The following is a 23,689-nucleotide window of genomic DNA, read 5'->3' as shown; positions in this document are numbered from 1 at the left end:
CCACGGCAGAATTACGATTAAGAGGTTGAACTTAACCAACGGGTGCGTTTCTACATAAGTAGGGACGCTTTTTCTTATTGAAGTAACGGATGAGTGGGATAAGTGGATGATAATCCACCACTCTTTTGAACCAATTTTTCTAACCATTTTGAGAATTTAAATGGCAAAAGCACCATATAAAATTATGAAAGGAGGAGGGGCATAACATGCAGATTATGAACAAATATTTATGTGGAACTGCAAGTATGGTATACATGATGACAAATAACGAAATAATGAATCAAATCATTGCATTTAATAGGGACATGAATGGAATGCTTACTTTTGTCGGATCATACCCAACTTATGGAAAAGGTACTGGAACAAAGAAGGTCTCCACTGCAACAGCAAACGATGGTGTCGATCCCCTTACTTCGCAAGGCTCCTTAACTTTGTCCCGTGATGGACGTTTCCTACTTGCCGTTAACGCAGGAAGCCATAGTATCAGCAGTTTCATCATAACCGACAGCGGAACACCTGTCCTCGTGGATATAAAGCCATCTGGAGGTGCTCAGCCCAATAGTGTAGATGTTTTTGGTAATCTTGTCTATGTATCCAATGTAGGTAATCCCGAAATCAATTTTTACATCCAATATCACAGGTTTTCACATTGATGATAACGGACGCCTTACTCCTTTTCCCGGTTCTACCCACTCCCTCAGCACTTTCAATGCTCAACCGGCACAGGTTCTCTTTACTCCTGATGGTAGTAAAGTCCTAGTAACCGAACTTACCTCAAACCATCTCAGTGTATTCCATGTTAATAAAAATGGTATGGCTACAGGACCAATTGTTAATAATTCTTATGGTCAAGGACCATTGGGCGCTTATTTTCTATCCTCCGGAATCCTTTTAGTTACAGAAGCAGTTTCAAATGCGCTGTCATCTTATTCATTGAGCAACGACGGTATCCTTCAAGTGGTCAGTGGCTCTGTACCAAACGGCTATAAGACTGCTTGTTGGGTTGTAACAACGAGGGATGAACGTTTTGCATATACCACCAATACCTTAAGTGGCACAATATCCACATACCGTATAGATGGCAGTGGAGCGCTGACGGTTGTGGGGCATATTGCAAGTACACCGGTAGGAGCACCTAATGGCCTGCCAATAGATGCTGGGGTAAGTAAAGATGGACGCAATTTTTACACCCTTAACGGGAATCAAGGCACCGTCTCCGTATTCAATATAAAGGATGATGGTAGTTTAGTCAGAATACAGGTTGCCGCATCGACCAACTTTCCGTATTTTGGATCACAAGGTTTAGCTGTTCTTTGATTCTATTGGGTACTCCATATTTTCTACTTAGCTCTAACGGGATTCAAAGTGGAGGAGCCATATCGGCTCCTCTTTTTCATTGTATTGCCAATGACATAAGCATTCATGCTAAGATATAGCTGGAAGAAAAGCTGTGAATGATGCGCCCATATTGAGGCGTTTTTTATGGTGTTTGATTCTGACTGTTCCTTAAAATACACTGGACGACACAATTCATTCGATGGTCGAGCAAAGAACCGTACGGATACAACGCCGGCTGATTCAATGTTGCTAAAAAAGACGATGGTCGCTCGTAACTAATTATGGCCCCAGTGGGATTACCGTTGTCATAAAGACAAACCCGGAACGGCACAAACAAACTGGCTCTTATATCGATAGTGAGGATCGGTTCGGCTACGACTCCATTACCGACGATATATAAAACGCATTTTTTTATGCCGTTATGAAGCGAGACCAGCCGGCCTTGGTCGATTTTGAAGAAGATCATTAACCCGTGGGGACCAGCCATTTGCGCGAATGCTTGCTGTACCTTTTCCCAGGAAGCATGCTCTTTAACGAGCGCGGTTTCGGCGTTCCTATCCCAATGCCCCAATTCCCGCTCGAACGCAGTCATAAGCGCCTCATAGCTCAACCCCGAAGGTATATCTTCGCGGACGGTCGTTAGCCACGAAACCGTTTTGTAAGGAATAAAAGGGCCGTTTGCCATTGTATCGGAATCCTCCCCTGTTGATCATTTCTTACCAACATTCTATTCCTTTACATTATCTACAAGAACGATGTAGGGGCTAGAGGCAACCAGTTCGATGGCCAAATTGAAAGAGTTACCCTCCCCACAGGATCTTGCATCACGGTCTGTTTCGGAGATGATAACGACTTGGAGAAAGCATATGCAAAGAGCAGACGGCTCTACTGGCACCCAGAAAGCTGCTGAACTTATTTTTCAAGCCAAGTGGAGTGTTGGGGATATCACAGATTTAGTTGAGGAAAACAAGATTTAGGACGATTAATCGCAGAGTACGAACGTATCGGCCAAGACCCGCGAGATTCATTTTTATTTATGGAATAGTCCTGGACAAGATTAAAAGCAATTGGAAAGTAAATAAATCTATTGGTAAATAAACATATTTCATAAACCTCATGAATAGATTTAGATGTGGCGTGGATCTTTTAAAGAAGTTTGTATAATATTCCATTTACTAGGGGCATCTTGAATAAAAGATTTACTATATAAGTTGAATTAATGAATCCTGCATGCCTGAGGAATAGCTAGAGCATACATTGTTCAGTAGAGGGTACAACGAAAAGGAAATTCCTGCAATCGTGCAGGCTTTTTTAATCGAAATGGCTTATTCATGAGGAATTCCTGCAAAAGTGCAGGAATTCGCACGGATTATGGACCCAACTCAAACGGGAGCGGAGAAAACATGTAGATTCGTATGAATGTAATCACGCGAATCGATGCGGAGAAAAAAAGATGTACAATTGCAGTAATTTTTATCATTTTCTTCACAATCCTTGCTTTGGAATAAGTCCTTTCCATTGCAACGAGAACCATTAGTTCAACATATATAGCACAAACAAATTCAATTATTTCGAGGTGGTAAACCATGCAATTCTCCTATCCTGTATACCCCTTCCTTGGTTTTCAAACCAAGTTAGTACAGGAGCCTATAGCATTTCCGCCACAGCATCAGGATCAAGTCCCTGGTCTGGAGTATCTCATGGTGCCGCGTCCTATTTTTGATTACCCTGGGTATGTCGGTAGCGGCAAGCTGAAAGGGAAGGTTGCGATCATTACTGGAGGCGATAGCGGATTTGGACGTGCAATTGCTGCCGCTTATGCTAAAGAAGGAGCCGACCTGGCTATTGTATATTTAAATGAACATATTGATGCGGAAGAAACCAAAAAGTATGTTGAGCAATTTGGCACTCGCTGTCTGCTTTTAGCCCGAGATCTTCGCGACCCAGCTAGTTCCCCAGATATAATAGCTGAAACGCTCAGTCATTATAATAGACTGGACATTTTAATCAATAATGCTGCTGTTCAACCTTTTACAAGCAGTATAATGGACATTTCCAATGAACAACTCGAAAATACTTTTCGAACCAATATATTCCCCTTGTTTTATTTGACTAAAGCGGCTCTACCTTATTTGGATAAAGGCAGCGCCATCATCAATACAACTTCAAGGGTCGCCTACGAAGGAGACAAGGATGTCATTGATTACTCTACAACTAAAGGTGCAATAGTAAGTTTTACTCGCAGTATGGCACTGTCTTTGGCTGAGAAATGGATCCGGGTCAATGCGGTCGCTCCTGGTCCGTCATGGACGCCGCTCAATGTTAGTACCTACTCCAAGGAACATGTAGCTACTCTAGGCACTGACAGCCCATTCGGCCGTGCGGGACAACCTTTCGAGATAGCGCCAGCCTTTGTATACCTTGCAGCAAATGAATCCATGTACGTCACAGGTCAAGTGATTCATGTAAATGGAGGTTTGATCCGTTACTCATGATTTTAGGCAAAAATCTCATTAAAACGTGGTAGGAGATGAAAATGATTCTAAGCGATAGAGAAGCGGGCGCTGATGAAGCTGTATCATGACTTTTATAAGGCGAAGCGGTAGCCTATAGGGTTGATCAAAAAGGAGCGGGATTGTCCGCTTCTTTTTGTTTTTGATTATGCATAATATGCCCTATTAAGCATTTTCAATTAATTCTACTAAAAAGGTAATCAGATGAATCAGTAAAAAAATTCAAAGAACACAGCTCAACAACTCCTAAGAATTGTTATATGAATCTACAAGTTTTGAATCTACTTGCTCCGTCTTATCGCGTGATACAATCTAATGGATGAGGAGATTCCTAAGAAATGCAACAGTCTGACAACAGGCTAGCTCACCGCATGGGTCAATGAGCCGGTTACAAGAGCGGAGACGGTAGTGGTTACACTAGTGTTGCTAAACATATTCAAGAAGCCAAAACCCGTCATGGTTTTGGGCAAAAACGCCTCTTGCCCTTGGACAGAGGCGTTTTTGCCTATTCGGGAAATCCGGCGATTCTTTCGGAGAATGTATACATGCCTCCGTCACGCTTCGTATACTGAAGATATCCGACTACGTTATAAGGAGTGAATCACCACGATGCCAATCTGGCGCCGCTTGTTTCCGAACACCTTGAAAATCAGGCTTATCATGGCTTACGTCACCCTCTTGATGGTTCCTTTGTGCATCGCCATTTTTTATTTGTTCCAGCATTTCGAATCCATTCGCCAGAAGGATATGATGGACCGAATGTCCGAGCGTATGCAGCAGGTTCATGTGTCCTTGACGGATATGATGGCATTTGCCTATAAGGCGAATATTATGCTGAGCCAGGACGAGGGCCTGATCCAGATTATGAACGATCCGGACAAATATGATCCTCTTGCCCGAAAGAAAGTGATCGAAAGCAAAATGTTTGGAATTAACAACAGCTTTTTCTTCCATCAAACAGAGCTGTATTTCCGATTCATCGACCGTAAGGGCAATGTATACACCTCCTATGCTCCCAACGGCAAGCTGACCAATGGGCTGAACGAAATGCAAGATTGGCAGAATAAGTTGCAAAACGGATCCCATCCATACCGCTGGGTGGCGGATGATTGGAATGATGTGAACGGCAGCCAAGGGAGCAAGCTTCTGAGCCTGTACACCATCCTGGATGACCAAATGCGAGGAAGCTTTGGACTGGCGCGCATCAGCATCAATATTCAAGAATGGTTCCGCAGCACCCTGAAGGACAGCCCGGCCAACCAGGATCTGACCATCTTTACCGGCCAAGGAGAGACTGTTATGCAAAACAAGGAAACCGCCTTCAGCATGGATATCATGAAAAGGATTATGTCAGCACCGGCGCAGGAGGGACACTACGAGGACAAGCGTTCCTCGTCCCTTGTCAATTATAGCTATCTGGAGGAACTGGACTGGTATGTGGTCAGTCAAGTGCCTTTAAGCGAGCTGCAGCAGGAGCTCCAGCGGTTAAGGCTTATCGCTTTCCTCTTTCTGGCCATTCTGATCATCGCCTTCGTGCTGGTGACCATCTTCCTGTCGGCCCGTATGACGGAGCCGCTGTATGTCCTGGAGCGGAGCATGGAGGAAGCATCGGACAAGAAGCTGAATGTCAAAATCTCCATCGGAAATGGTGCAACGGACGAGGTGCGCTCCCTTGGTGAAAGCTTCAATCGGATGATTGATGATGTCATTGTACTCATAAACAAGCTTAAGCTGGAGGAGCGGCAAAAGCAGGCGGTTCAATTCCAAATGCTGCTCTCCCAAATGAACCCGCATTTTCTGTTGAACACTTTGAACACGGTCAAATGGATGGCCAGAAAAGAAAAGCAGGAAGCGATCGCGGGCATCTGCACCTCTTTGGGGTTCATTCTGGAGGCAAGCCTCAGCTCGGAAATTGAGCTGGTCACCCTTAAAGAAGAAATAAAACTATTGCGCTCCTACGAATCCATTCAGGCGTTTCGCTTTCGGGATCATTTCACCATCCTATATGAAATGGATGAATCGGTTCAATACGCTTTGGTTCCCAGGTTTAGCCTGCAGCCTCTGGTGGAGAATTCTATCGTCCACGGTTTTGACGCAGACAAAGGCTGCTGCACCATCTGGGTCAGGGCCAAGGCGGAAGGAAGCGAACTTATTCTGGAGGTCGAAGATAACGGCATCGGCATGGAAGAGGCAGCCCGCAGGCAGGTAAGGCGAAGCGGACACGGGATCGGACTAAGCAACCTGAGAGAAAGGCTGCAGCTGCTTTTTAAGCGGGAGGGCTCCATTGAATTTGTATCCGGTGCGGAAGGGACCCTGGTCCGGGTCCAGCTGCCTTTGCTGATTGCGACGCCTTATTCACAGGAAGGAGATGGTGGGCATGTGGACGGTTTTGCTGGTGGAAGATGAAGGTTTTGTCCGGGAGGCCATCCGGGAAACCGTGGACTGGGAACGTCATGGTTTTTGCGTTGCGGGTGAGGCGGGTAACGGAAGGGAGGCTCTGGCGGCTATCCTGGAGCTTAAGCCCGATGTCGTGATTGCCGATATTGTCATGCCGGGCATGGACGGGATTGAACTGCTGAAGGAAACACGGAAGGCGGGAATCCGCAGCCGGTTTATTATGCTGACGGCCATGAGCCACTTTGATTACGCCCGAGACGCCCTTCAATTCGGCGCCTTCAATTATCTGTTAAAGCTGTCTTTAAATGATGATGTGCTGTTGGAAAACCTGGCGCGGATCAAGGGGGAATTGCTTGAAGAGCTTCGGGGTGCGGGAGAGGCGCTTTATCCTCTTTATCACCGTACTTGGTCGGGCATCCAGGGAACAAGCGCATCGGCTCATGAGGATCAAGGAACGGTTGCGGCAGCGGAGAAATTCCGTAGTCTGAGGCTTGATATTATTGCCGTGCTGAGCGGAGCCGTTCCCGCTGCTGCGGATCAGGCGGGTATCCGGCCGGAAGCGTATCTGTTGATCCAATCCTTCTATGAAGGGGGACAAACAACCTTTTTTTGCTGGAGCTTTCAGAAGAATAAGGCAGACCATGCCCGCTGGAACAAGCCGAATCGTCCGGCTGGACTGGCAGCCGGCAGCAGTCTGGCCCGTCTGTCCCAGGATTGGCGCTCTGCGCTGAATCAGTTGAACGGCGATTGGTACGGTCGTGAGGGAAGCCCGGTGAAAGAGCGGCATGCTCTGCCGCCCATCGCAGAGCTGGAAGCCGAGCTGATCCGCTGTTTTGAAGAACGCAATGTACCCAAATGCGCCGAGGCGGCAACCGTTATATGGGAAAGCATGGAAACCTCGTCATTCTCCCATATGGAAGTGAAAATGCTGGCGGCCCATCTTCTTCATATCTTGGCGATGCTGGCAGGACGAAAATCGGAGGATCTTGAGGGAATCAACGTCAACTCGGCCATAAGCCATGAATCGCTGCTGTCTCATGTGCTGCAAACCATACGGGACCTTATCCGGCACCTGAAGGAGGAACATGTCAGCTTTACGGACCATCCCGAGGTGAACCGGGTGATTCAATATATGCTGGAGCATTACAAGGAAAATATCAAGGTTACGGATTTAGCCAAGCTCGTAGCCATCAATGTGGACTACTTAAGCACTGTGTTCGGCAAAAAAACCGGACTGACGCCTATCGCCTATTTGCAAAACATCCGGATCGAACAGGCGAAGCGCTTGCTGCTGCATGCCAAGCTGAGTGTGGAGGAGATCGCCTTTCAAACGGGCTTTGCCGACGATGCCTACTTCATCAAGGTATTCAAACGCATGGTTGGACAAACACCCAGCTCCTTCAGGCGGGAGAACAATATCTAAGTTTTGTACTATCAACCTGCAAGTTTCACCCCTTAGAAGCAAAGGTGCCGCTTGGTATAGTTGAGATGAATCAAACATTAGATTGCAGGGAGGTTACAGGTAAGATGAGAAACAGAAAATGGATGACAGCAGGGCTGGCAGCGCTAATAGCTATACCCTTGGCGCTTACCGGCTGCGGTGGAAAGGGTGGCAGCAACCAAGCGGAGGGAACAGCTTCGCCTTCCCCAGGCTCGAGCACGGCGCCTAGCGCCGTGGCAAATAAGAATCCGATCAAGCTTACGATGTGGGGAGGCGTGCCGCCGGAGAATGGTCCTCAAGCTGTTGTAGACAACTGGAACAAGCAAAATCCGGATATCCAGGTGGAGTATGTGCGGTTCGTCAATGACGATGCCGGAAATCTAAAGCTGGATACGGCGCTTATTTCCAGCCAGCCCGTGGACATGTACATGAGCTATGATTTCAGCCTCTATGAGAAGCGGATCAAAGCGGGCAACGTTCTTGATCTGAGCAAGTTCACGGACTACAATGTGGACGACAAAATGGGTACAGGCGCCTCCTTGTGGAAGGTGGACGGTAAGTATTACGGTGTTCCCACCCAGAAGGGCATGTCCTTTGTATGGTTGAACAAGGACATGCTGGATGCCAAGGGTCTTAAGGTTCCCACGGACTGGGGACTGGACGAATTCAGGGATTATGCCAACAAGCTGAAAGGAGACAAGGTATGGGGAGCGGCGCAAAGCGATTATTACTTCAATGTGCCCATCAATGGTTCCATGCTGAAGGGAAGTCTCTTGCTGACTAAACCGGACGGCGCCTCTGCTTTCGATAATCCACTGACGGTCAAGTCGCTTCAGGTGTATTCGGATATGATGTTCAAAGACAAGAGCATTATGCCCCATACGGAGCAGATCACCTCGAAGCCGGCCCTGGACCAGATGTTTGTGAAGGGGGAAACGGCGATGCTCTTCTCCACTAACCAGATTTTCAGGACTACCAACAATGTGAAGGATTATCCCCGAACGTTCAAGGTAGCGGCAGCGCCGGCTCCCAAGGTAAACAAGGATCAGACCGACTATATCAACGCCGGCGGATTGGGCGATGTGCTCTCCATCAATCCCCGCACCAAGAATCCGGAAGCAGCCTGGAAATTTATCAAGTGGTATTCGGATAGTGGGATGCTGCCGATGGCGGCAGGCGGAAGAGTGCCGTCATCCAAGGACTTCCCCGTTGATGAGGCGATCGCGCTGATGTTCAAAGGCGTGGAGAATACCTACGACATTGATTCCATCAAGCGGGTTATGTTCGGCAGCCTTCCGCTCGGATTAAGCCGTTTGGACAAGAAAACGGGAATCGAACAGCAGGTCGTCTATGACAAGGTGTTCACTCAGAAGCTGACTCCCGAAGAAGGTGCGAAGGAACTGGCACGGGTGCATAACGAGAACTTGCAAGCGGCCAAAAAATAGCAGACGGGAAAGCCAAAGGAGAGGCAGGGACAAACGTGCCGGTCTTCTCCTTTGGCGTAAGCCCATATTAGAGAGAAAGGTGGTGGCCGATCGTGAACTGGATGAAAAGGCAGAGGTTGCTTGGCTATGTATTCATCGCCCCTAATCTTATCGGAATGATGATTTTCATGCTGATTCCAGCCCTGTTCTCCTTTTATTTGATGTTTACAGATTGGGTATTCGCTAGCGGAGAACCCCCGCATTTTATCGGATTGGACAATTTCAAGATGATGGTGAGAGACGATTTGTTTGCTGTATCGGTCAAGAACACTTTATTGGTGTTAATCCCTGTACCGATTTCGATTATTCTGGGTTTTCTGATCGCAGTCATGTTAAACAATCGCGTCTATCTCCAGAAGACGTTGCGGGCCTTCTTCTTCGCCCCTTATTTTACCAGCGGCATCGCTATTGCATTCGTCTGGATGGTGCTGTTTCAGCCTGCAAACGGTCCCATTAATGCCTTCTTAAGATCCGTCGGCATAGCGGAGCCTCCCAAATGGTTTGCTTCTCCCGATTCAGCGATGTATGCGGTGCTCATTATGATGATCGCGGGCGGCATCGGGTACAACATGATTATTTATTTGGCCGCCTTGCAGGAAATATCCCCGGAGCAGTTGGAAGCCGCCAAAATGGACGGAGCGACGTTCGGACAACTGCTGCGTCTTATTATTTTGCCTTTGGTCAGCCCAACGACACTCTTCCTGATGATTACCGGCTGTATCGGCTCCATCAAGGGCTTTGGCATGATCTATGCCATTACCCAGGGAGGGCCCGCCAATAGTACGACGGTTTTCTCCATTTTCGCCTACAAGAAAGCCTTCAACTTTTATGAAATGGGGTATGCGTCGGCCGTTTCGTGGAGCATGTTTCTGCTTATCCTAGGTATTTCGCTTATTCAGTGGGCAGGTCAGAAAAAATGGGTCCATTACTAGGGAAGGGGGAAAGACGTAACATGAATGCAAGAAGTACCAGAATGATCAAGGGGCGGCTGAGCAAAGGCTTGAACACTATCATCATGGCTCTTTTCAGCCTACTTTTGCTTTTGCCAATGATCTGGATGATTAGCACCTCTTTTAAGAAACCAAAGGACGTCTTCACCTACCCTATCCAGTGGATTCCGTTTGACCCAGTGTTGATCAATCACATCAAGGTCTGGACCACCGGAGACGGATTTGCCCTCTTCTATCTGAACTCTCTGAAGATATCGGTGTTTCTGATGATTGGAGCGCCGCTGTTAGCCGCATTGGCCGCATATGGGTTCAGCCGCATAGAGTTCAAGGGCAGGAACGCGATTTTTCTAATGTATCTGTGTCTGATGATGATTCCGCAGCAAGTGCTGTTTGTCCCTAAATTCATCATGTTTGAATGGATGCATATTTACAATACCCATTGGGCGCTGATTCTCCCGGGCTTGTTTACGGTATTCGGCGTATTTATGGTGCGGCAATTTTTCATGAGCATTCCGCATGAAATATCCGAAGCCGCCTTCATTGACGGGGCAGGCCATTTCCGGATTTTCGTGCAATTGTTCCTGCCACTTTCCAAACCCGTATTGGCCACCTTCGCGATCATTGATTTTACATGGACGTGGAACGATTATGAGAATGCGCTGATTTTCCTGCTGGACAAGAAGCTTTACACGGTTCCGCTTGGCATGCAGAACTTCATGCTGGAAGCCGGTGTGGATTACAACTTGATGATGGCTGCCGCCACAGCAGGCGTCGTGCCCCTGCTCATTGTATTCTTCTTGGGCCAGAAGTATATTATTCAAGGCTTTTCAAGCTCGGCAGTCAAAGGATGATGAGCTACGGCAAGCAATAACAGGAGGTAGACTATGGTCAAAAAGGTGTGCCTGTGTTTTTTATCTGCTATTCTTTTGCTTTCTACAGTCCAATTAACATGGGTGAAATCCGCTGTGGCCTATGCATCGGCCGATACCAGCAGGGTTATCCCCATATGGTACATGAGCTATGCCGGTTTGCCGAATGTGGAATATGGCCTCGATTCCAACGTGTTCTATCAGGGAAGCCATTCGCTGAAGATCGCCTATCATTCGGACAAAGCTTCCAATATGTACATGAATCTATCCCAGACTGTAAGCGTAAAGCCCAATACCCGATATGATCTCGGCATGTGGGTCAAGGGCAGTAATATGAAAGGGGTAAGCTTCGGAGTCAACTGGGAGCCCCGTACCAATGTAGGCTCGGGTTCCTTTGACTGGAAGAAGCTAACCACCAGTTATACCACCAAATCCACTGAAACCACGCTGACCTTCCGAATCTTGATCGAGGATAAGTCGGAGGCGGTTTGGCTGGATGAATTGACCCTCAAGGAGGCCAATACGGAATATAATCTGCTTCGCAACGGAGGCTTTGACAGCGTACAGGAGGCCATCCCCCTGAATGGCTTTGAAGATCTGTCCGTTTGGACCACCGCAGGCACCGGCGGAACCACCGTTGCCGAATCCGTATATGATCTCCATACGGAAGGGGAACAAGCCGCCAAGCTCACTTTTACCAAAACCTCAAGTCAAGCGGATCAGATGTCCTATGTCTTATGCATGGCGCCGGAGCTTGATTTGAGCCGGGCATCATCGGTTACGTTGGATGTCTATCCCCTTTCGCAAACGACATCCAGCAATGAACCTTTATACTTGAAAGTGAAGGATGCCACTGGAGCTGTCTCGGAGGTGCAGCTGCCCAAGCTTCTGATTAATCGGTGGAATGGGGTGAAGCTTGACTTCACCGATTCTGCCGTCCGCAACCGGATTGCCGAGATATCGCTGTACACGAAAACAGGGCCGAGTGCTACTGGCTGGGATAGCCGGACCTCGGTTAGCTATGTGGTGGATCAGCTGAATGCTGTCATCCTGAAGCAGGTGCAACCGGTAACAGGCTTGCCTGAACCGGGGGGAGTGCTGCCAGGGTCCTTGGTAACCTTGTCCACAGCAACGAAAGGTGCCACAATCTGGTACACCACTGACGGCAGTGATCCCGTCACCTCCGGAACGAAGCAGGCGTACGCCGCCCCTTTCCCGGTTACATCCAGAGTAACGGTGAAGGCATATGGACAGAAGGACGGATACGAAGCTAGCGTCGTTTCCGTGCTGCCGTATATGCTGGGGACGGGAGTAGCTGGAGAAACCCTGGAATACTGGGATACCTTCAAGACAAAGTTGGGCAGCGGTACACATGTTCCCATATTCCGGGCGGATGGAATTGCGATTGACGGCAGCCTGGGGGAATGGGAGAAGTATTCTGGCATTTCGCTGCCGATGGAAGGAACCGCCCAGAATCAGGTGACGGGCTGGACGGGGACCGAGGATTTGTCGGCAGAGGCCAAATTCGCCTATGACGAAGATTATTTTTACATTTCCGCCAAAGTCAGAGATAATGTGCACTACTCCATCGCCAATGCCGATATGTGGAATGGCGACAGTGTTCAGATTGCATTCAGCGAGAACGGCGTTTACGGAGCCGAGTATGGATTCAATCTGTTAAACGGAGAGACTCAGGTGTGGCGCTGGAAAGACGGCAGCGCTGTTCTCGGCAAGGAAGCTGTAACCGCCAAGGCTGTCATGAACGGCAACGATACGTTATATGAGGCAAAAATTCCGTGGGAAGCCATTTTCGCAGCCAAACCCGCTGAAGGGCCAATCTCCTTCTCTATGCTGGTCAATGACAATGACGGGGGAGGAAGAAGGGGGTGGCTGGAGTGGACCAGCGGCATCGGCAGGGTGAAGGACGGCAAGCAGTTTGCCAGCCTCTATCGGGTACCGGCGCAGGACCCGTGGAGCTTCTGGCTGGAGATGCCCGGGCAAGCGGAAACAGGTAAAGACATCCCATACAAGTTGAATTTGGTTAATTATAGCAGCGAAGCCAGAACCATATCTCTTCGTTCGGAGCTGTTGGGTCTGGATAGGGAAGTGACAGTACCGGCGGGAATGGTTCTGACCAAGGAGGGCCATTACGTCGTTGCCGATAAAGGTAGTTACAGCACTATTGTCACGGCAGCGGAGCAGCAGGCAGGCATATCCAGAGCATTCCCTGCAGCTATTGATGTGATGACCAGCGCTGCTGAGTTAAACAGCGGGTTTAATGCCATATCCGCTAAGCTACCAGCCCTGGAGAGGCTGCTTTTGCAAGCGGAGGAGCAAGGGCTGTCAACCGATTATGAACGCATCAATTACACGACGATCAAGGATTTTATCGTATATGGCAAGGAGGATGTTGGGCGGGGGGTTCTGACGCGAGCTTATTATGTCATGGAAACCTTGGATTCGTTGTATGAAGAGGCAATGACCAATCTGCTTGGCTATCTGAACGGCACGTTGATGCCCAAAGCGGCGCCTCGTTATGTGACGGGGGAATTGGAGCGGACGGAATACGGCTTTAAGGGGCTGACCTGGGTGAGAAGCACGGGAGAGGAGGAAGTTCGTCCGGTTTTTCTAAACGGATACGGCCATTTCAACCAGGTGCGCAAGGATATCGCGAAGTTCCAGGATTTCGGAACCAATGTGATTCAGATTGAAATCGGACCTCACAGGGTGATTACCGAGAAGGAAGGGTACATTCCCCAATACAGCTCCGGCGGAAACGCCGTCGGATCGGTAGAAGTGGACCAAACCGTGCATCACGGCGGCGGGCAATCCTTGAAGATAGTCAATACCTCCCCTAAGCAAGCCAATATCTACAAGTATGTTTCACAAGTCATGATTGTGAAGCCTGATACAACCTACCAGATCAAGGCTTGGGTAAAAGGAGAGAATGTGAAAAACGCCTGGTTCCCGGGTAACGCCGGCTGGAACCTGCGTCAAGCGCTGCCTACGGGCACCTACGACTGGCAGCAAGTCAGTTATACTTATAAAACGGGTTCGGCGGAAACCTCTTTTTCTCTGGTTTTCCTGTCCGAAAATCAGCAAACGCTTTGGCTGGATGATCTTATCATGACCGAACAGGGCGGAAATGGAAACTTGGTCCAGAATGCCGGGTTTGAGGAAACAATGGACTGGGGGAAGACGGACCCCAACAAGGATTATTTTGGGGCAACAGACTACCTGAAGGCCAATGTGGTGGAAGTGCTGAAAAATGCGGAAACGAATCATATCGCCGTGAATTTGCTTCTCTCTCCCCACTATTTCCCAGAATGGATACTGAAAAAAAATCCAGTGCTTAAGAGCAACAGTGCTGGGAACATCAAATTCGTGATTGGTCATCCGAAAGCAAAAGAAGTCATCGAGGATTATTTGCGGACCGTGATCCCTTTAGTCAAGGATTACAAGTCCTTGTTGACGGTTACGATGACCAACGAGCCGGTATACCAAACCAATCGCGACCCTTATTATTTGCCTGAGTGGCATGACTACCTGAAGGAGTTGTACGGAAACAAGCTGGCTGAGCTGAATCAGGTATATGGAACGGCTTATACCACTTTTGAACAGATCCAGATGCCTTCGGCAATTGCAGCCAAGCCGATAGTATACGACTGGGTAACCTTTAACAACAAGATTTTCTCAGACTGGCATCAGTGGATGGCGAACATTATTCATGAGATGGCTCTGAACCTGCCTGTACAGTCCAAGACGATGGCCAAGCTGCAGGAAAGTCTGAATTGGGGCGTAGACTACGAGCAGTTCTCGGCCTTCAGCCAAATCAATGGCAATGATGTCTCCAACTACATCGGAGACGGACCAAGCGGATTTATCAAAGAGCTCAGCTTCTATGACATGCAGCGTTCCTTCAATCAGGCGCCTATTTTCAACTCGGAGCATCATTTCATTAAAGATGGGGACGATCTGTATATTCCCGAGCAGGCCAAGCGGGTAAGGGCCATCCTGTGGCAAGGCGCTGTTCATGGCAAAAGCGCTTCCACAAACTGGGTGTGGGAACGCACCTATGATACTACCAGCGATTTTATGGGCAGTCTTCTTCATCGGCCCGATGTGGTGGCTGATGTCGGCAGGACCAATCTTGATCTCAACCGATTGGCGGAAGAGGTGACGGCGCTGCAGAATGTGAAGCCCCAAGCCGCCATTCTATATTCCCTGGCCTCCGGCATCTACAACAATGCCAGTGAGGATACGCTGCGTAAAAGCTATGCGGCTTTAGCCTACAGCGGACAAAGGATCGGCTTTGTCAGTGAGAAGCAGGCCGCTCAAGGAGGCCTTGCCGGATACAAGCTCTTGATTGTGCCGGCTGCTGCGCATGTAAGCGCGGATACCCTTGCCGCTGTGAAGGCATTCAGCGAGGCTGGCGGCAAGGTGGTGCTGATCGGGGAACAATCGCTTTCCCGCAACGAGCATGACCAACTGCTGCCAGATGGGCTGCATGATGCTGTCGTGAGCCGGGCGATCGTCATACCGGCTGCATTTGGCGCAGGTAAGCTTATTTCGCCGAGCGTGGAGGAAATCAGGGCAGCGGTGCTTCCGGTGCTGGAGCAGATGAATACGCTTACGGTTCGTGTGACGGATGCCGCTACCGGTTCCCTGGTAACCGATGTGGGCTGGGAGACGGCGGTGCATAAGGGGCGGCTGCTGTTGAATCTGGTCAACTACAGCGGGGAAGCAAAGCGCGTCTCCGTGCTAAGGGAAGCACGTCCAGCGGGCATCTCCAAAGATCTGATTGCGGATGTTTCATTAAATGCCTCGGATCTGGAGCTGGCGCCTTTTACACCGTACTTATTGGATCTGGGCTCATCTGCCTCGGTTAATAAAAGTATGCTGAGCGGAAGTCCGGACCGGGTTCTGGCAGATGGCATCAGCGTGGCGACAATCAAGCTGCAGCTGAAAGATAAGGATGGAAACCCTGTTACCGAAGGCGCCTCTGTTCAGCTTGGAGCTTCTCTTGGACAATTAAGTCCGATTGTAGAGGGAAATGGTGAGCATTCAGCAACCCTTACTTCAAGCGAAGCAGGTACAGCCATTGTTGAGGCCACTCTGGATGGTGTGCCGTTGCCGCAAAAGGTTCAGATTGTATTTTACAAGATAATCCAGGAAAGCTCTACGACCTATGTCCCTCCTGCAAGCAGTCTTAAGACGGGCAAGCTGTCTCTCGCGGCTGGAGAGGCGGGAGATGTGGGATTGGGCCAGGAGGTGCGGCTGCACATTCCCGCCGGAAGCTTCAGCGCATCCGTTCGGGTTGCCATTGAGAAGCTGAAAGATAAGGATGAGGTAGCCGGCCGGCAGCCGGGTACCTTCATAAGCCCAGTTTTTGAAATTACAAAGGATGTGGAAGGCCCCTTCACCCATGCGGTGACCTTGACGCTGCAGTTTAAGCCAGGGGAGGTCAAGTACGGCCAAACGGCAGCAGTCTTCTACTACAGCGAAGAAACGCAGGAATGGGTGAAAATCGGCGGCGAGGTGAACGGGAACGACATCACCGTCCAAGTAGATCACTTTGCTAAGTTTGCCGTGTTTGCCATGGACAGCAAGCCGGAGTTTCCGGGCAATACCAGTCATTCTGCAGATCTACCAACGGATATTGAAGGCCATTGGGCGGAGTCCGGCGTCAGGGAGGCATTAGCCCAAGGCTTGGTCAACGGATACGAGGATCACACCTTCAAACCGGATAGGTCAGTGACCAGGGAGGAATTCCTGGTGCTGTTGGTGCGTGCTATGAAGCCTGCGGCAAGTGGCGGAAAGCTTGATTTTGCGGATTCCGGCGCCATCAGCTCCTGGGCGAAGCAAGCCGTGGCCGATGCCGTATTTGCGGGATGGCTGAAGGGGTATGAGGATGGCACGATGCGTCCCCAGTCGTTTATTTCCCGCGCTGAAATGACGGTGCTGCTCATGCGCGCCGCTGGCCAGGCAGGGAGCACAAGTCCGGAAGCGGGCAAGGCTTTCTCGGATCATGCCGATATTTCGCAATGGGCCGCCGGGTATGTATATGAAGCAGTCAGGAAGGGGGTTATAGAGGGGGATGGTGAACAGTTTCATCCGGGAGCACACACAAAACGAGCAGAAATGGTTATTGCCATTCTAAGGCTGAATTCCCTCAAAAATTAAGCTATCACGGAGAGAAAGTGCATCCAGTAATATGAAAAGAGAGCAAAAGAATTCCGGTTGTTATGTGGATAAGCAGACAACAGATGCTTCAACAATAAGATCGCCTCCAGCCTGGAGGCGGATCTTATTGTTGAAGGAAGCGTCAGGAGTAAACCCGGACTTCGATGATTTCAGCGATCCGAGCACCGTTCGTCGCTTTGACAACGATTCTGATGCGCTCCGTCGTCACGGTCCGGTCGAGCGGGTGCACACGCTTCCGCTTACGATTGCTGCGCACCTCGGCGACGGTCGTCCAGGCGCCGCTTTCGAAAGCTTCGATGCGATAATCCTTGACGAGCTCCGGAATCGTTTCGAACGGGGTCGTATGGTGATGAAGGTTGATCAGATCCTCGTTGATATCGTCGTTGAACGTGACATGAACGGTACGCAGTGTGACGGGCTTTCGCCACGACAGCTCCAGCCATTCCGGTTCCGAGCCGCTGAGAGGCTGCGACGACCACACATGAGGACCGCCGTACGGACGGTTCATGCCATCAATGGCTTTCTCCGGAGCGAAGGCGTCCGAAGGGGCCGACAGCCGGAAGCAGGGGAGTGCCCGTATGAACGGCCGCATGCTCCATTGCACGACCGGCTGGTCGGGCTGATGATCCTCGAGGATGTTAGAAACACGCGGTTTCTCTTCCTTCCAGAAAGCGAGGATACCGGTGTGCCCTCGGTCGGACACATGAAGGGAAAGGCGTTCGTTCTTCCGAATCACGAGGAACGTGTTCTGCGCATGCTCCGGCCTCCAGCTCAGATCGAGCTTGATCCAGCGCAGCCCGCCGGCGGTGACGGGGGCCGAGGCGGCGGCAAGCCGGGTATGAGGAACGTAGTTTTCTGCGCGTCCGGTATCCCACAGTTCTACCGTCAGTTCGGTATCCTGCTCCGCATCTACCAGCAGTTCCAGGTCGTCCAGCGCAGGATCCACCGGAACGAGCAGTCCGACATCGGTCGTTAACGGCACCGTTTTTATCGAGCGTTCAACTGCGATGCGGGTCATCGTGCTCGATGCGCTAACGGAAGCCTGCAGAGCGAGATCGGCGGCGTCCCGGTTGCGCATGCCTATGAAGGAAGCGTCCTGGCGTAGCAATATTTGCTGCAGCTCTTCAAGATAGCACTTCTGCAACTCACGGGGCGAAACGCTCTTCTGTACGCAGAGGGCAGCGCCGGTTCCGGCCGCTTCCCCCATGACCGCACACGTCGCCATGACCCGGGTCGTGCCGAAGGCGACATGCGTGGCGCTGATGTTGCGGCCGGCCATAAGCATATTTTCGACGTTTGCGGAATAAAGCGAGCGGAATGGGATGTGGTATATGCCGTCTGCGTGCAGATGCTTGGAGCCGCTCTCCGTGGAATACATGCCTTGCGGCGGATGCAGATCGATCGACCAGCCGCCGAAAGCGACGCGATCCTCAAAAGCCCGCTGGGCCAAAATATCGTTCTGATTGAGCACATAATCGCCTACGAAACGGCGGTATTCCCGTTTGCCGGGGAGGGAGCCGACCCATTCCAGCGTCATGTTCGCGGATTCGAATTTGCCTGAGTTTTTGATGTAGTCCCAAATGCCATAAATGACGGACCAAAGCTCGTCGCGAATCTGCTCGTTATCGTGAACCGTATTCAGCTCCCCGCCCCATTCGATCCACCAATAGGAGCATCCGTTGTCTCCGCTGCGAATAATGCGTTTCTCCGGGATGGACGTTATCGTGATATCTTTGGCGAAGCTCGGCGGCACGTATTTGACCGGGTGTCCCGTATCTTTCGTATAAAACAGGAGGGTGCTCCCTAGTGTAATATCGTCGGCGACGAGCGGCGCCCACTCTTCGTTGTATTCTTCCCGCGCTTCGCGACCGATCCGGTGAACGGCACCAGCCAGGAAGCCGACGAGCCCGTCGCCCGTGCAATCGAGAAACACGCGGCTTTCGAAGCGAATCCGACGCTCCGAGCCCATCATCCACCCCGTCACGGATCGGATCACGCGATGCCGCTCGTTTCCCTCGGCCTCCACCTCATGAACGTCCGTGTTAAGAAACAGCTGAATCGTTCGGCTCGGCCCGAACGCCTCCAGAACGACCATGTCCCAAATATATGGATTTCCATCCATGTTGCGATACTGATTTTCCAAGAACAGCTCGCCCATAATGCCCGTCTCGCGCGCGTAGCGATGTGTCCCATGCCCTGTCGCGCCACAGACCCATACGCGAACCTCGCTGCTCGAATTGCCGCCGAGCACCGGGCGATTTTGGATCAGAGCCACCGTTTGCCCCAGTCTTGCTGCTGCGATCGCCGCACAAACGCCGGCGAGTCCTCCGCCGACGACGGTGATATCGCATTGTACTGTTTCCTGTTTCAACTGAAACCGCCTCCTCTAAGCTTGTTGATGGATCATTTATCTACAATTTCAGCATAATTCACCTCCTTCTCAAATGACATGTACCGTGTTACGATTTTACATATACTTTATTTCATAGGAGGGTCCTTATGAGAAATAACTGGTCCGTTCATCATGCGGCGTACGCGTATTGGCTGCAAAAGGCGCAATTTCTGCTGGAAAAGGATACGTATGAGAACTGGTCGATGTTTGCCGTCGAGGAGGGAAGGTTTCATTACTGTATTGGGGATAAGGAAGGGGAGGCAGGCAATGGCGATCTTGTCGTTTGTCCGCCACGTATTCCATTCAGGAGGAAGATGATTACTCCGCTTACCTTCCACTTCGTTCAATTCGTTTGGGAGGAAGAACCGGGAAAGGAGGAAAGGGGGGAACTGACCGGCAAAGTGACGGTTGAGGACCGTACGCGGCTCTTCTCCACGTTCGCTTATCTTCGGCGAAGCGGGGAAAGATGGTACGAGGAGCCGATGAAAAGTCGCTTGCGACATTGGCTCTGCGATCTTTGGAGGATCGTCGAATCGGAACGTAAAGGGGGCGAGACCGAGGATACGGGCAGGGGCGACCCGGTTATGCAAAAGGCGCGCCAGTGGCTGCTCGCGCATGCCTTTGCGCCTTTCTCCATGAAAGAGCTGTCAGCATCGCTCGGGATGACCCCGGTTCAATTTACGAGGAGGTTCCACTCCGTCTACCAGATCAACCCGTCCGACTTCGTTTCCGACCTGCGACTCGGCCGTGCCGGCCGTATGCTCGAAGAGACGAAGCTGACGCTCGATGAAATCGCCCATCGCTGCGGATATGAGAATGGATTTTATTTGAGTCGTATCTTCCGCAAGAAAAAAGGAATGAATCCGTCCATATACCGGAAGCTGCATCAAGTGTAATCCGTACCAGTGTGCGAGTAGTCATGATTCCGGCAGGAGTGGCTCAAGCCCATCCGTCCGGGTCCTTGGTGTCTTTCTGAGGTTTATGGACCGTTTCCTTTTACGCATTGGGCCTGGAGGTCGATCATGAGACGGATTGGATTATCGAGTAGATTGATTTTCCGGATGTCGTCGTACCCGATGATCTTACTGCGAGCGGCGGTAAGGGCAGGATAACACAAACTGCTTCAACTGGACGGGATTATTGTTTATTTCCGTTATTACTTATATCCATAGGTTAAACAAAGGTGCTGAGTTCATGAAATATGAAGCCCAATCTGTAGGTGGATACTGAAATAATAAAATCAATCTGTGGGTGGACTAATTTTACTGGTATTTGTCTTATACTTGCGTCATGTGCCATAAACATGGAAGGCAGGTAAACTATGACTAACTACTTGAATGTATGGTTGACTTTTTCAAGCATTACCCAATCCGTTAATCTGACACCCGGCAGCATATGCACACGCCGTTATATCCTCTTCTTGTGGTACCAACAGATGGAGGGTCGCGGTAGATAAATGCCTTTTTTATTACTAAGCAGAAAGTGTTAAATCGTTTTGTAATGAAACTCGGAAGGAGGCAGGAGAATGAGTAGGAGAGAGAGAGGCAGATTGTTAAGCGGTAAAAAGAAGTCCGATCCCGGATCGGAAAGCCGTGCATGTCCGAAATGCGGATCATCGAGCCTTGCGGACGAAAAAAAGGGGTTTAATGTCCGCAGAAGCTTGATGGGTGCCGTCCGGTTCGGAGCTCCCGGAATGCTTGCCGGTTTGTTGGGAAGAAACGACACAATTAAGAAGTGTCTCTCTTGTGGACACCATTGGCAAGACATGAAATGAACGGGATTCAAAGAAACGGACTGACAATACCTATGCTCATGTCAGCTAGCCGGCTTTTCTGCATGGTGCCTGGGGCTACTAAACGGGAAGCTGTGCGGACCAAAGATCGAAGGGAATACAATTTCAGTTAATGTTGATCATTTCACGAAGTTTGCGGTGATGATCATAGACGAACCGTCAATGGTATCCGACAAGCCCCTTCCTAGCTTTAGCGATATTTCCGAGTATTGGGCCGAGGCTAACATCAAGCAAGCAGTTAGAGCCAGAATCGTCAACGGGTATCCCGATGGCACGTTTAAACCAAAGGCTACAGTGACGCAAGCGGAATTTGTTGTGATGCTGATGAACGCGCTTAAGCCGCAAGCGGAAGGAAATGCGCTAACCTTCACGGATTCAGCGAAAATCGGAGCCTGGGCGCAGAAATCAATTTCACAGGCCGTGCAGGCAGGTTTGATTCATGGTTATGAGGACGGCTCTTTACGTCCCGATGCTGAAATAACACCAGCTGAGATGGCAGTAGTCATAGCCAAGGCTTTGGGCCAATCCGACGAAGCGAATGCCGCAGTTAGCTTTGCAGATGATCGGGATATTCCAGCATGGGCGAAAGGCAGCGTTGCATTCGTACAGAAAAAAGGAATTGTACAGGGGAAAAGCAATAATATATTTGCCCCTCAGAAACATGCAACGAGGGCTGAAGCTGTAACGGTTTTACTGAATATGCTAGCTCAGATGAATTAGTAACCGTTCGTCCTAGATCAAAAAAGAGCTGCCCTCTTTGCCAAAGTGGGTTGCCCTTTTGATTCGGGGTTAATGACGGGCCATACTGGCTAATTGCTGTTCTGCAGTGTGAAACGTTTTGAAACCATGCATCGATTTTGTGATTTTCTTTATGAATCGATGATCTTGTTCCACAATATTGTTTAGATACTTTTTCTGGGCTAACCTTAAAGGACCGTCAGGAGGAAATTCCCTGACGGTTTTTTCTTATTTCATCATATATAACGTATTATATATGATTATTCTTCAATTAATAGGTTCTTTATTTGTTCGTATTTAATAATAACGCTATATATTGCGTTATATATATTTAGATGCTATATTTATGACATACTAAATAATGAGTTGGGGGATGGAGATGCGAGTTGGAATAAGTGGAACAGGAAGAATCGGAAGACTTTGTTTGAGAAAAGCATTGACGGAAAAGCAGCAGGACTTCGAGGTAAAAGTGATCAATTCTACAAGCCCCATTCATGTATTGGCCCATCTGTTGAAATATGATTCCGTTCATGGCACTTGGGACGCGAAAATCGAAGTAGTAAATGACAACATCATCATGATTAACGGTCAGCGGATTTCCGTCATCTGTGAAAGAGAACCTGATTTACTGCCATGGGAGGACTATGGTGTGGAATTGGTCGTAGATGCAACCGGGAAGTTCAATCATCGGCATGGTGCTGAACGACACTTATTTGCTGGAGCAAAGAAGGTTTTGATTACGGCACCGGGTGCGAACATGGACCTGACTGTTGTCATGGGAGTAAATGAAGATCGGTATGATCCAAAGAAGCATCGCTTACTATCCGCAGCTTCCTGTACAACCAACTGTATCGCACCTATTCTACATATTCTGGATGAGGCCTTTATTATCAAGCAAGGGTGGATGACAACGGTGCATGCTTTCACGAATGATCAAAACCATTTGGATAATCCGCATAAAGATCTTCGACGTGCCAGGGCATGCACGAATTCTATTATTCCGACTTCGACCGGAGTTGGCAAAGCACTTATCGATGTAATTCCTCATCTCGCCTCCCATATACAAGGTGTCTCTGTCCGTGTGCCGACACAGGATGTATCACTGCTGGATCTTCAAGTGGTAGTCGGCCGCAAAGTGAAAGTCGATGAAGTGAAGCATGCTATCAAACAGGCGGTTGCTGGGCAAATGGGAACATTTGTCGACTACAATGAATTGCCGCTTGTTTCTGCGGATTATATCGGAAATGAGAAATCCGCCATCGTTGACGGTCTCAGCATTATGACGCAGGAAGACCAAATCAAGCTGTTGGCATGGTATGACAACGAGTGGGGTTACGCTAATCGAGTGATTGATTTAGTATCTTATATTTCTAGTGCGGAAAGCGCGCAACTCAAGGAGGAAGCGACATGTCTAACACAAACCATCTAAATATGGCGGCCATTCACCGGTATGATCTAGGTGTTATCATTTGTAAATCATGTAATGAAGTGATTGCAACGTTACCAACCGACGGATATAAAAAATTTTATGGCTTGTGCGAAAGCATTTCATGTATCGAAAAAAATAAGGA

14 protein-coding genes and 2 pseudogenes are annotated in these 23,689 nt (G+C 49.6%); 13 read left to right on the top strand and 3 right to left on the bottom strand.

What is annotated here, in order from left to right:
* Positions 1 to 206 precede the first annotated feature (206 nt).
* Positions 207 to 1,317: pseudogene (locus tag FU659_RS06305) on the top strand (lactonase family protein).
* 163 nt (positions 1,318 to 1,480) lie between these two features.
* Here FU659_RS06305 and FU659_RS06300 read toward each other — a convergent pair.
* Complete coding sequence (locus FU659_RS06300) at positions 1,481 to 2,023, bottom strand: DUF302 domain-containing protein (protein WP_147946776.1); 543 nt, start codon at positions 2,021 to 2,023, stop codon at positions 1,481 to 1,483.
* A gap of 97 nt (positions 2,024 to 2,120) precedes the next feature.
* Here FU659_RS06300 and FU659_RS36880 point away from each other — a divergent pair, with 97 nt between their 5' ends.
* The 8 genes from FU659_RS36880 (at position 2,121) to FU659_RS06260 (ending at position 17,175) form a co-directional block, all read left to right on the top strand.
* On the top strand, positions 2,121 to 2,315 hold the full coding sequence (locus FU659_RS36880) for a hypothetical protein (protein WP_261807647.1): 195 nt from the start codon (positions 2,121 to 2,123) through the stop codon (positions 2,313 to 2,315).
* 609 nt (positions 2,316 to 2,924) lie between these two features.
* Entirely contained in the window at positions 2,925 to 3,833 is a 909-nt protein-coding gene (locus tag FU659_RS06290; protein WP_147946775.1) for an SDR family oxidoreductase, read from the top strand.
* 627 nt (positions 3,834 to 4,460) lie between these two features.
* Positions 4,461 to 6,257 carry a cache domain-containing sensor histidine kinase gene (locus FU659_RS06285; RefSeq protein WP_147946774.1) on the top strand — a complete coding sequence of 599 codons (1,797 nt, stop codon included), beginning with the start codon at positions 4,461 to 4,463 and terminating at the stop codon, positions 6,255 to 6,257.
* The gene (locus FU659_RS06280; protein WP_147946773.1) at positions 6,229 to 7,671 is read left to right on the top strand and encodes a response regulator transcription factor; all 1,443 of its coding nucleotides are present in this window, start codon (positions 6,229 to 6,231) and stop codon (positions 7,669 to 7,671) included. The genes FU659_RS06285 and FU659_RS06280 overlap by 29 nt, the downstream gene beginning before the upstream one ends.
* Positions 7,672 to 7,775: 104 nt before the next feature.
* Complete coding sequence (locus tag FU659_RS06275; protein ID WP_187273940.1) at positions 7,776 to 9,134, top strand: ABC transporter substrate-binding protein; 1,359 nt, start codon at positions 7,776 to 7,778, stop codon at positions 9,132 to 9,134.
* A gap of 101 nt (positions 9,135 to 9,235) precedes the next feature.
* Positions 9,236 to 10,105 (top strand): carbohydrate ABC transporter permease, encoded by an 870-nt coding sequence (locus FU659_RS06270; protein ID WP_147946842.1) that lies wholly within the window; start codon positions 9,236 to 9,238, stop codon positions 10,103 to 10,105.
* A 20-nt stretch (positions 10,106 to 10,125) separates the two neighbouring features.
* The gene (locus tag FU659_RS06265; protein WP_261807646.1) at positions 10,126 to 10,974 is read left to right on the top strand and encodes a carbohydrate ABC transporter permease; all 849 of its coding nucleotides are present in this window, start codon (positions 10,126 to 10,128) and stop codon (positions 10,972 to 10,974) included.
* A 33-nt stretch (positions 10,975 to 11,007) separates the two neighbouring features.
* On the top strand, positions 11,008 to 17,175 hold the full coding sequence (locus FU659_RS06260; protein WP_147946771.1) for an S-layer homology domain-containing protein: 6,168 nt from the start codon (positions 11,008 to 11,010) through the stop codon (positions 17,173 to 17,175).
* Between the two features lie 142 nt (positions 17,176 to 17,317).
* Here FU659_RS06260 and FU659_RS06255 read toward each other — a convergent pair whose 3' ends face one another.
* Positions 17,318 to 19,567 carry an FAD-dependent oxidoreductase gene (locus tag FU659_RS06255; RefSeq protein ID WP_147946770.1) on the bottom strand — a complete coding sequence of 750 codons (2,250 nt, stop codon included), beginning with the start codon at positions 19,565 to 19,567 and terminating at the stop codon, positions 17,318 to 17,320.
* Positions 19,568 to 19,695: 128 nt separating this feature from the next.
* Here FU659_RS06255 and FU659_RS06250 point away from each other — a divergent pair, with 128 nt between their 5' ends.
* The 3 genes from FU659_RS06250 to FU659_RS06235 all read left to right on the top strand — a co-directional run bounded on the left by FU659_RS06250 (position 19,696) and on the right by FU659_RS06235 (position 22,100).
* Positions 19,696 to 20,484 (top strand): helix-turn-helix domain-containing protein, encoded by a 789-nt coding sequence (locus FU659_RS06250; RefSeq protein WP_147946769.1) that lies wholly within the window; start codon positions 19,696 to 19,698, stop codon positions 20,482 to 20,484.
* A 629-nt stretch (positions 20,485 to 21,113) separates the two neighbouring features.
* On the top strand, positions 21,114 to 21,362 hold the full coding sequence (locus tag FU659_RS06245) for a hypothetical protein (protein ID WP_147946768.1): 249 nt from the start codon (positions 21,114 to 21,116) through the stop codon (positions 21,360 to 21,362).
* A 159-nt stretch (positions 21,363 to 21,521) separates the two neighbouring features.
* On the top strand, positions 21,522 to 22,100 hold the full coding sequence (locus FU659_RS06235) for an S-layer homology domain-containing protein (protein ID WP_261807656.1): 579 nt from the start codon (positions 21,522 to 21,524) through the stop codon (positions 22,098 to 22,100).
* 81 nt (positions 22,101 to 22,181) lie between these two features.
* Here the strand turns inward: FU659_RS06235 and FU659_RS06230 are convergent.
* Positions 22,182 to 22,298 (bottom strand): annotated as a pseudogene (locus FU659_RS06230) (DDE-type integrase/transposase/recombinase); the annotation flags it as partial.
* Between the two features lie 193 nt (positions 22,299 to 22,491).
* Here FU659_RS06230 and gap point away from each other — a divergent pair.
* Positions 22,492 to 23,547: a type I glyceraldehyde-3-phosphate dehydrogenase gene (gene gap / locus FU659_RS06225; RefSeq protein WP_187273938.1), complete on the top strand. Its 1,056-nt coding sequence runs from the start codon at positions 22,492 to 22,494 to the stop codon at positions 23,545 to 23,547.
* Positions 23,548 to 23,689: the final 142 nt, after the last annotated feature.

It is taken from the genome of Paenibacillus sp. N3.4, from assembly GCF_008017805.1.
Taxonomy (GTDB): domain Bacteria; phylum Bacillota; class Bacilli; order Paenibacillales; family NBRC-103111; genus Paenibacillus_E.
The sequence above is the reverse complement of the archived record's forward strand: the minus strand, read 5'-3'. Positions and strand labels throughout refer to the sequence as shown.

Excerpts from the sequence above, each read along its gene's own strand:
- FU659_RS06300 (WP_147946776.1), bottom strand. The coding sequence starts at position 2,023 with ATGGCAAACGGCCCTTTTATTCCTTACAAAACGGTTTCGTGGCTAACG.
- FU659_RS36880 (WP_261807647.1), top strand. The coding sequence starts at position 2,121 with ATGGCCAAATTGAAAGAGTTACCCTCCCCACAGGATCTTGCATCACGG.
- FU659_RS06290 (WP_147946775.1), top strand. The coding sequence starts at position 2,925 with ATGCAATTCTCCTATCCTGTATACCCCTTCCTTGGTTTTCAAACCAAG.
- FU659_RS06285 (WP_147946774.1), top strand. The coding sequence starts at position 4,461 with ATGCCAATCTGGCGCCGCTTGTTTCCGAACACCTTGAAAATCAGGCTT.
- FU659_RS06280 (WP_147946773.1), top strand. The coding sequence starts at position 6,229 with ATGTGGACGGTTTTGCTGGTGGAAGATGAAGGTTTTGTCCGGGAGGCC.
- FU659_RS06275 (WP_187273940.1), top strand. The coding sequence starts at position 7,776 with ATGAGAAACAGAAAATGGATGACAGCAGGGCTGGCAGCGCTAATAGCT.
- FU659_RS06270 (WP_147946842.1), top strand. The coding sequence starts at position 9,236 with ATGAAAAGGCAGAGGTTGCTTGGCTATGTATTCATCGCCCCTAATCTT.
- FU659_RS06265 (WP_261807646.1), top strand. The coding sequence starts at position 10,126 with ATGAATGCAAGAAGTACCAGAATGATCAAGGGGCGGCTGAGCAAAGGC.
- FU659_RS06260 (WP_147946771.1), top strand. The coding sequence starts at position 11,008 with ATGGTCAAAAAGGTGTGCCTGTGTTTTTTATCTGCTATTCTTTTGCTT.
- FU659_RS06250 (WP_147946769.1), top strand. The coding sequence starts at position 19,696 with ATGAGAAATAACTGGTCCGTTCATCATGCGGCGTACGCGTATTGGCTG.
- FU659_RS06245 (WP_147946768.1), top strand. The coding sequence starts at position 21,114 with ATGAGTAGGAGAGAGAGAGGCAGATTGTTAAGCGGTAAAAAGAAGTCC.
- FU659_RS06235 (WP_261807656.1), top strand. The coding sequence starts at position 21,522 with ATGATCATAGACGAACCGTCAATGGTATCCGACAAGCCCCTTCCTAGC.
- gap (WP_187273938.1), top strand. The coding sequence starts at position 22,492 with ATGGAGATGCGAGTTGGAATAAGTGGAACAGGAAGAATCGGAAGACTT.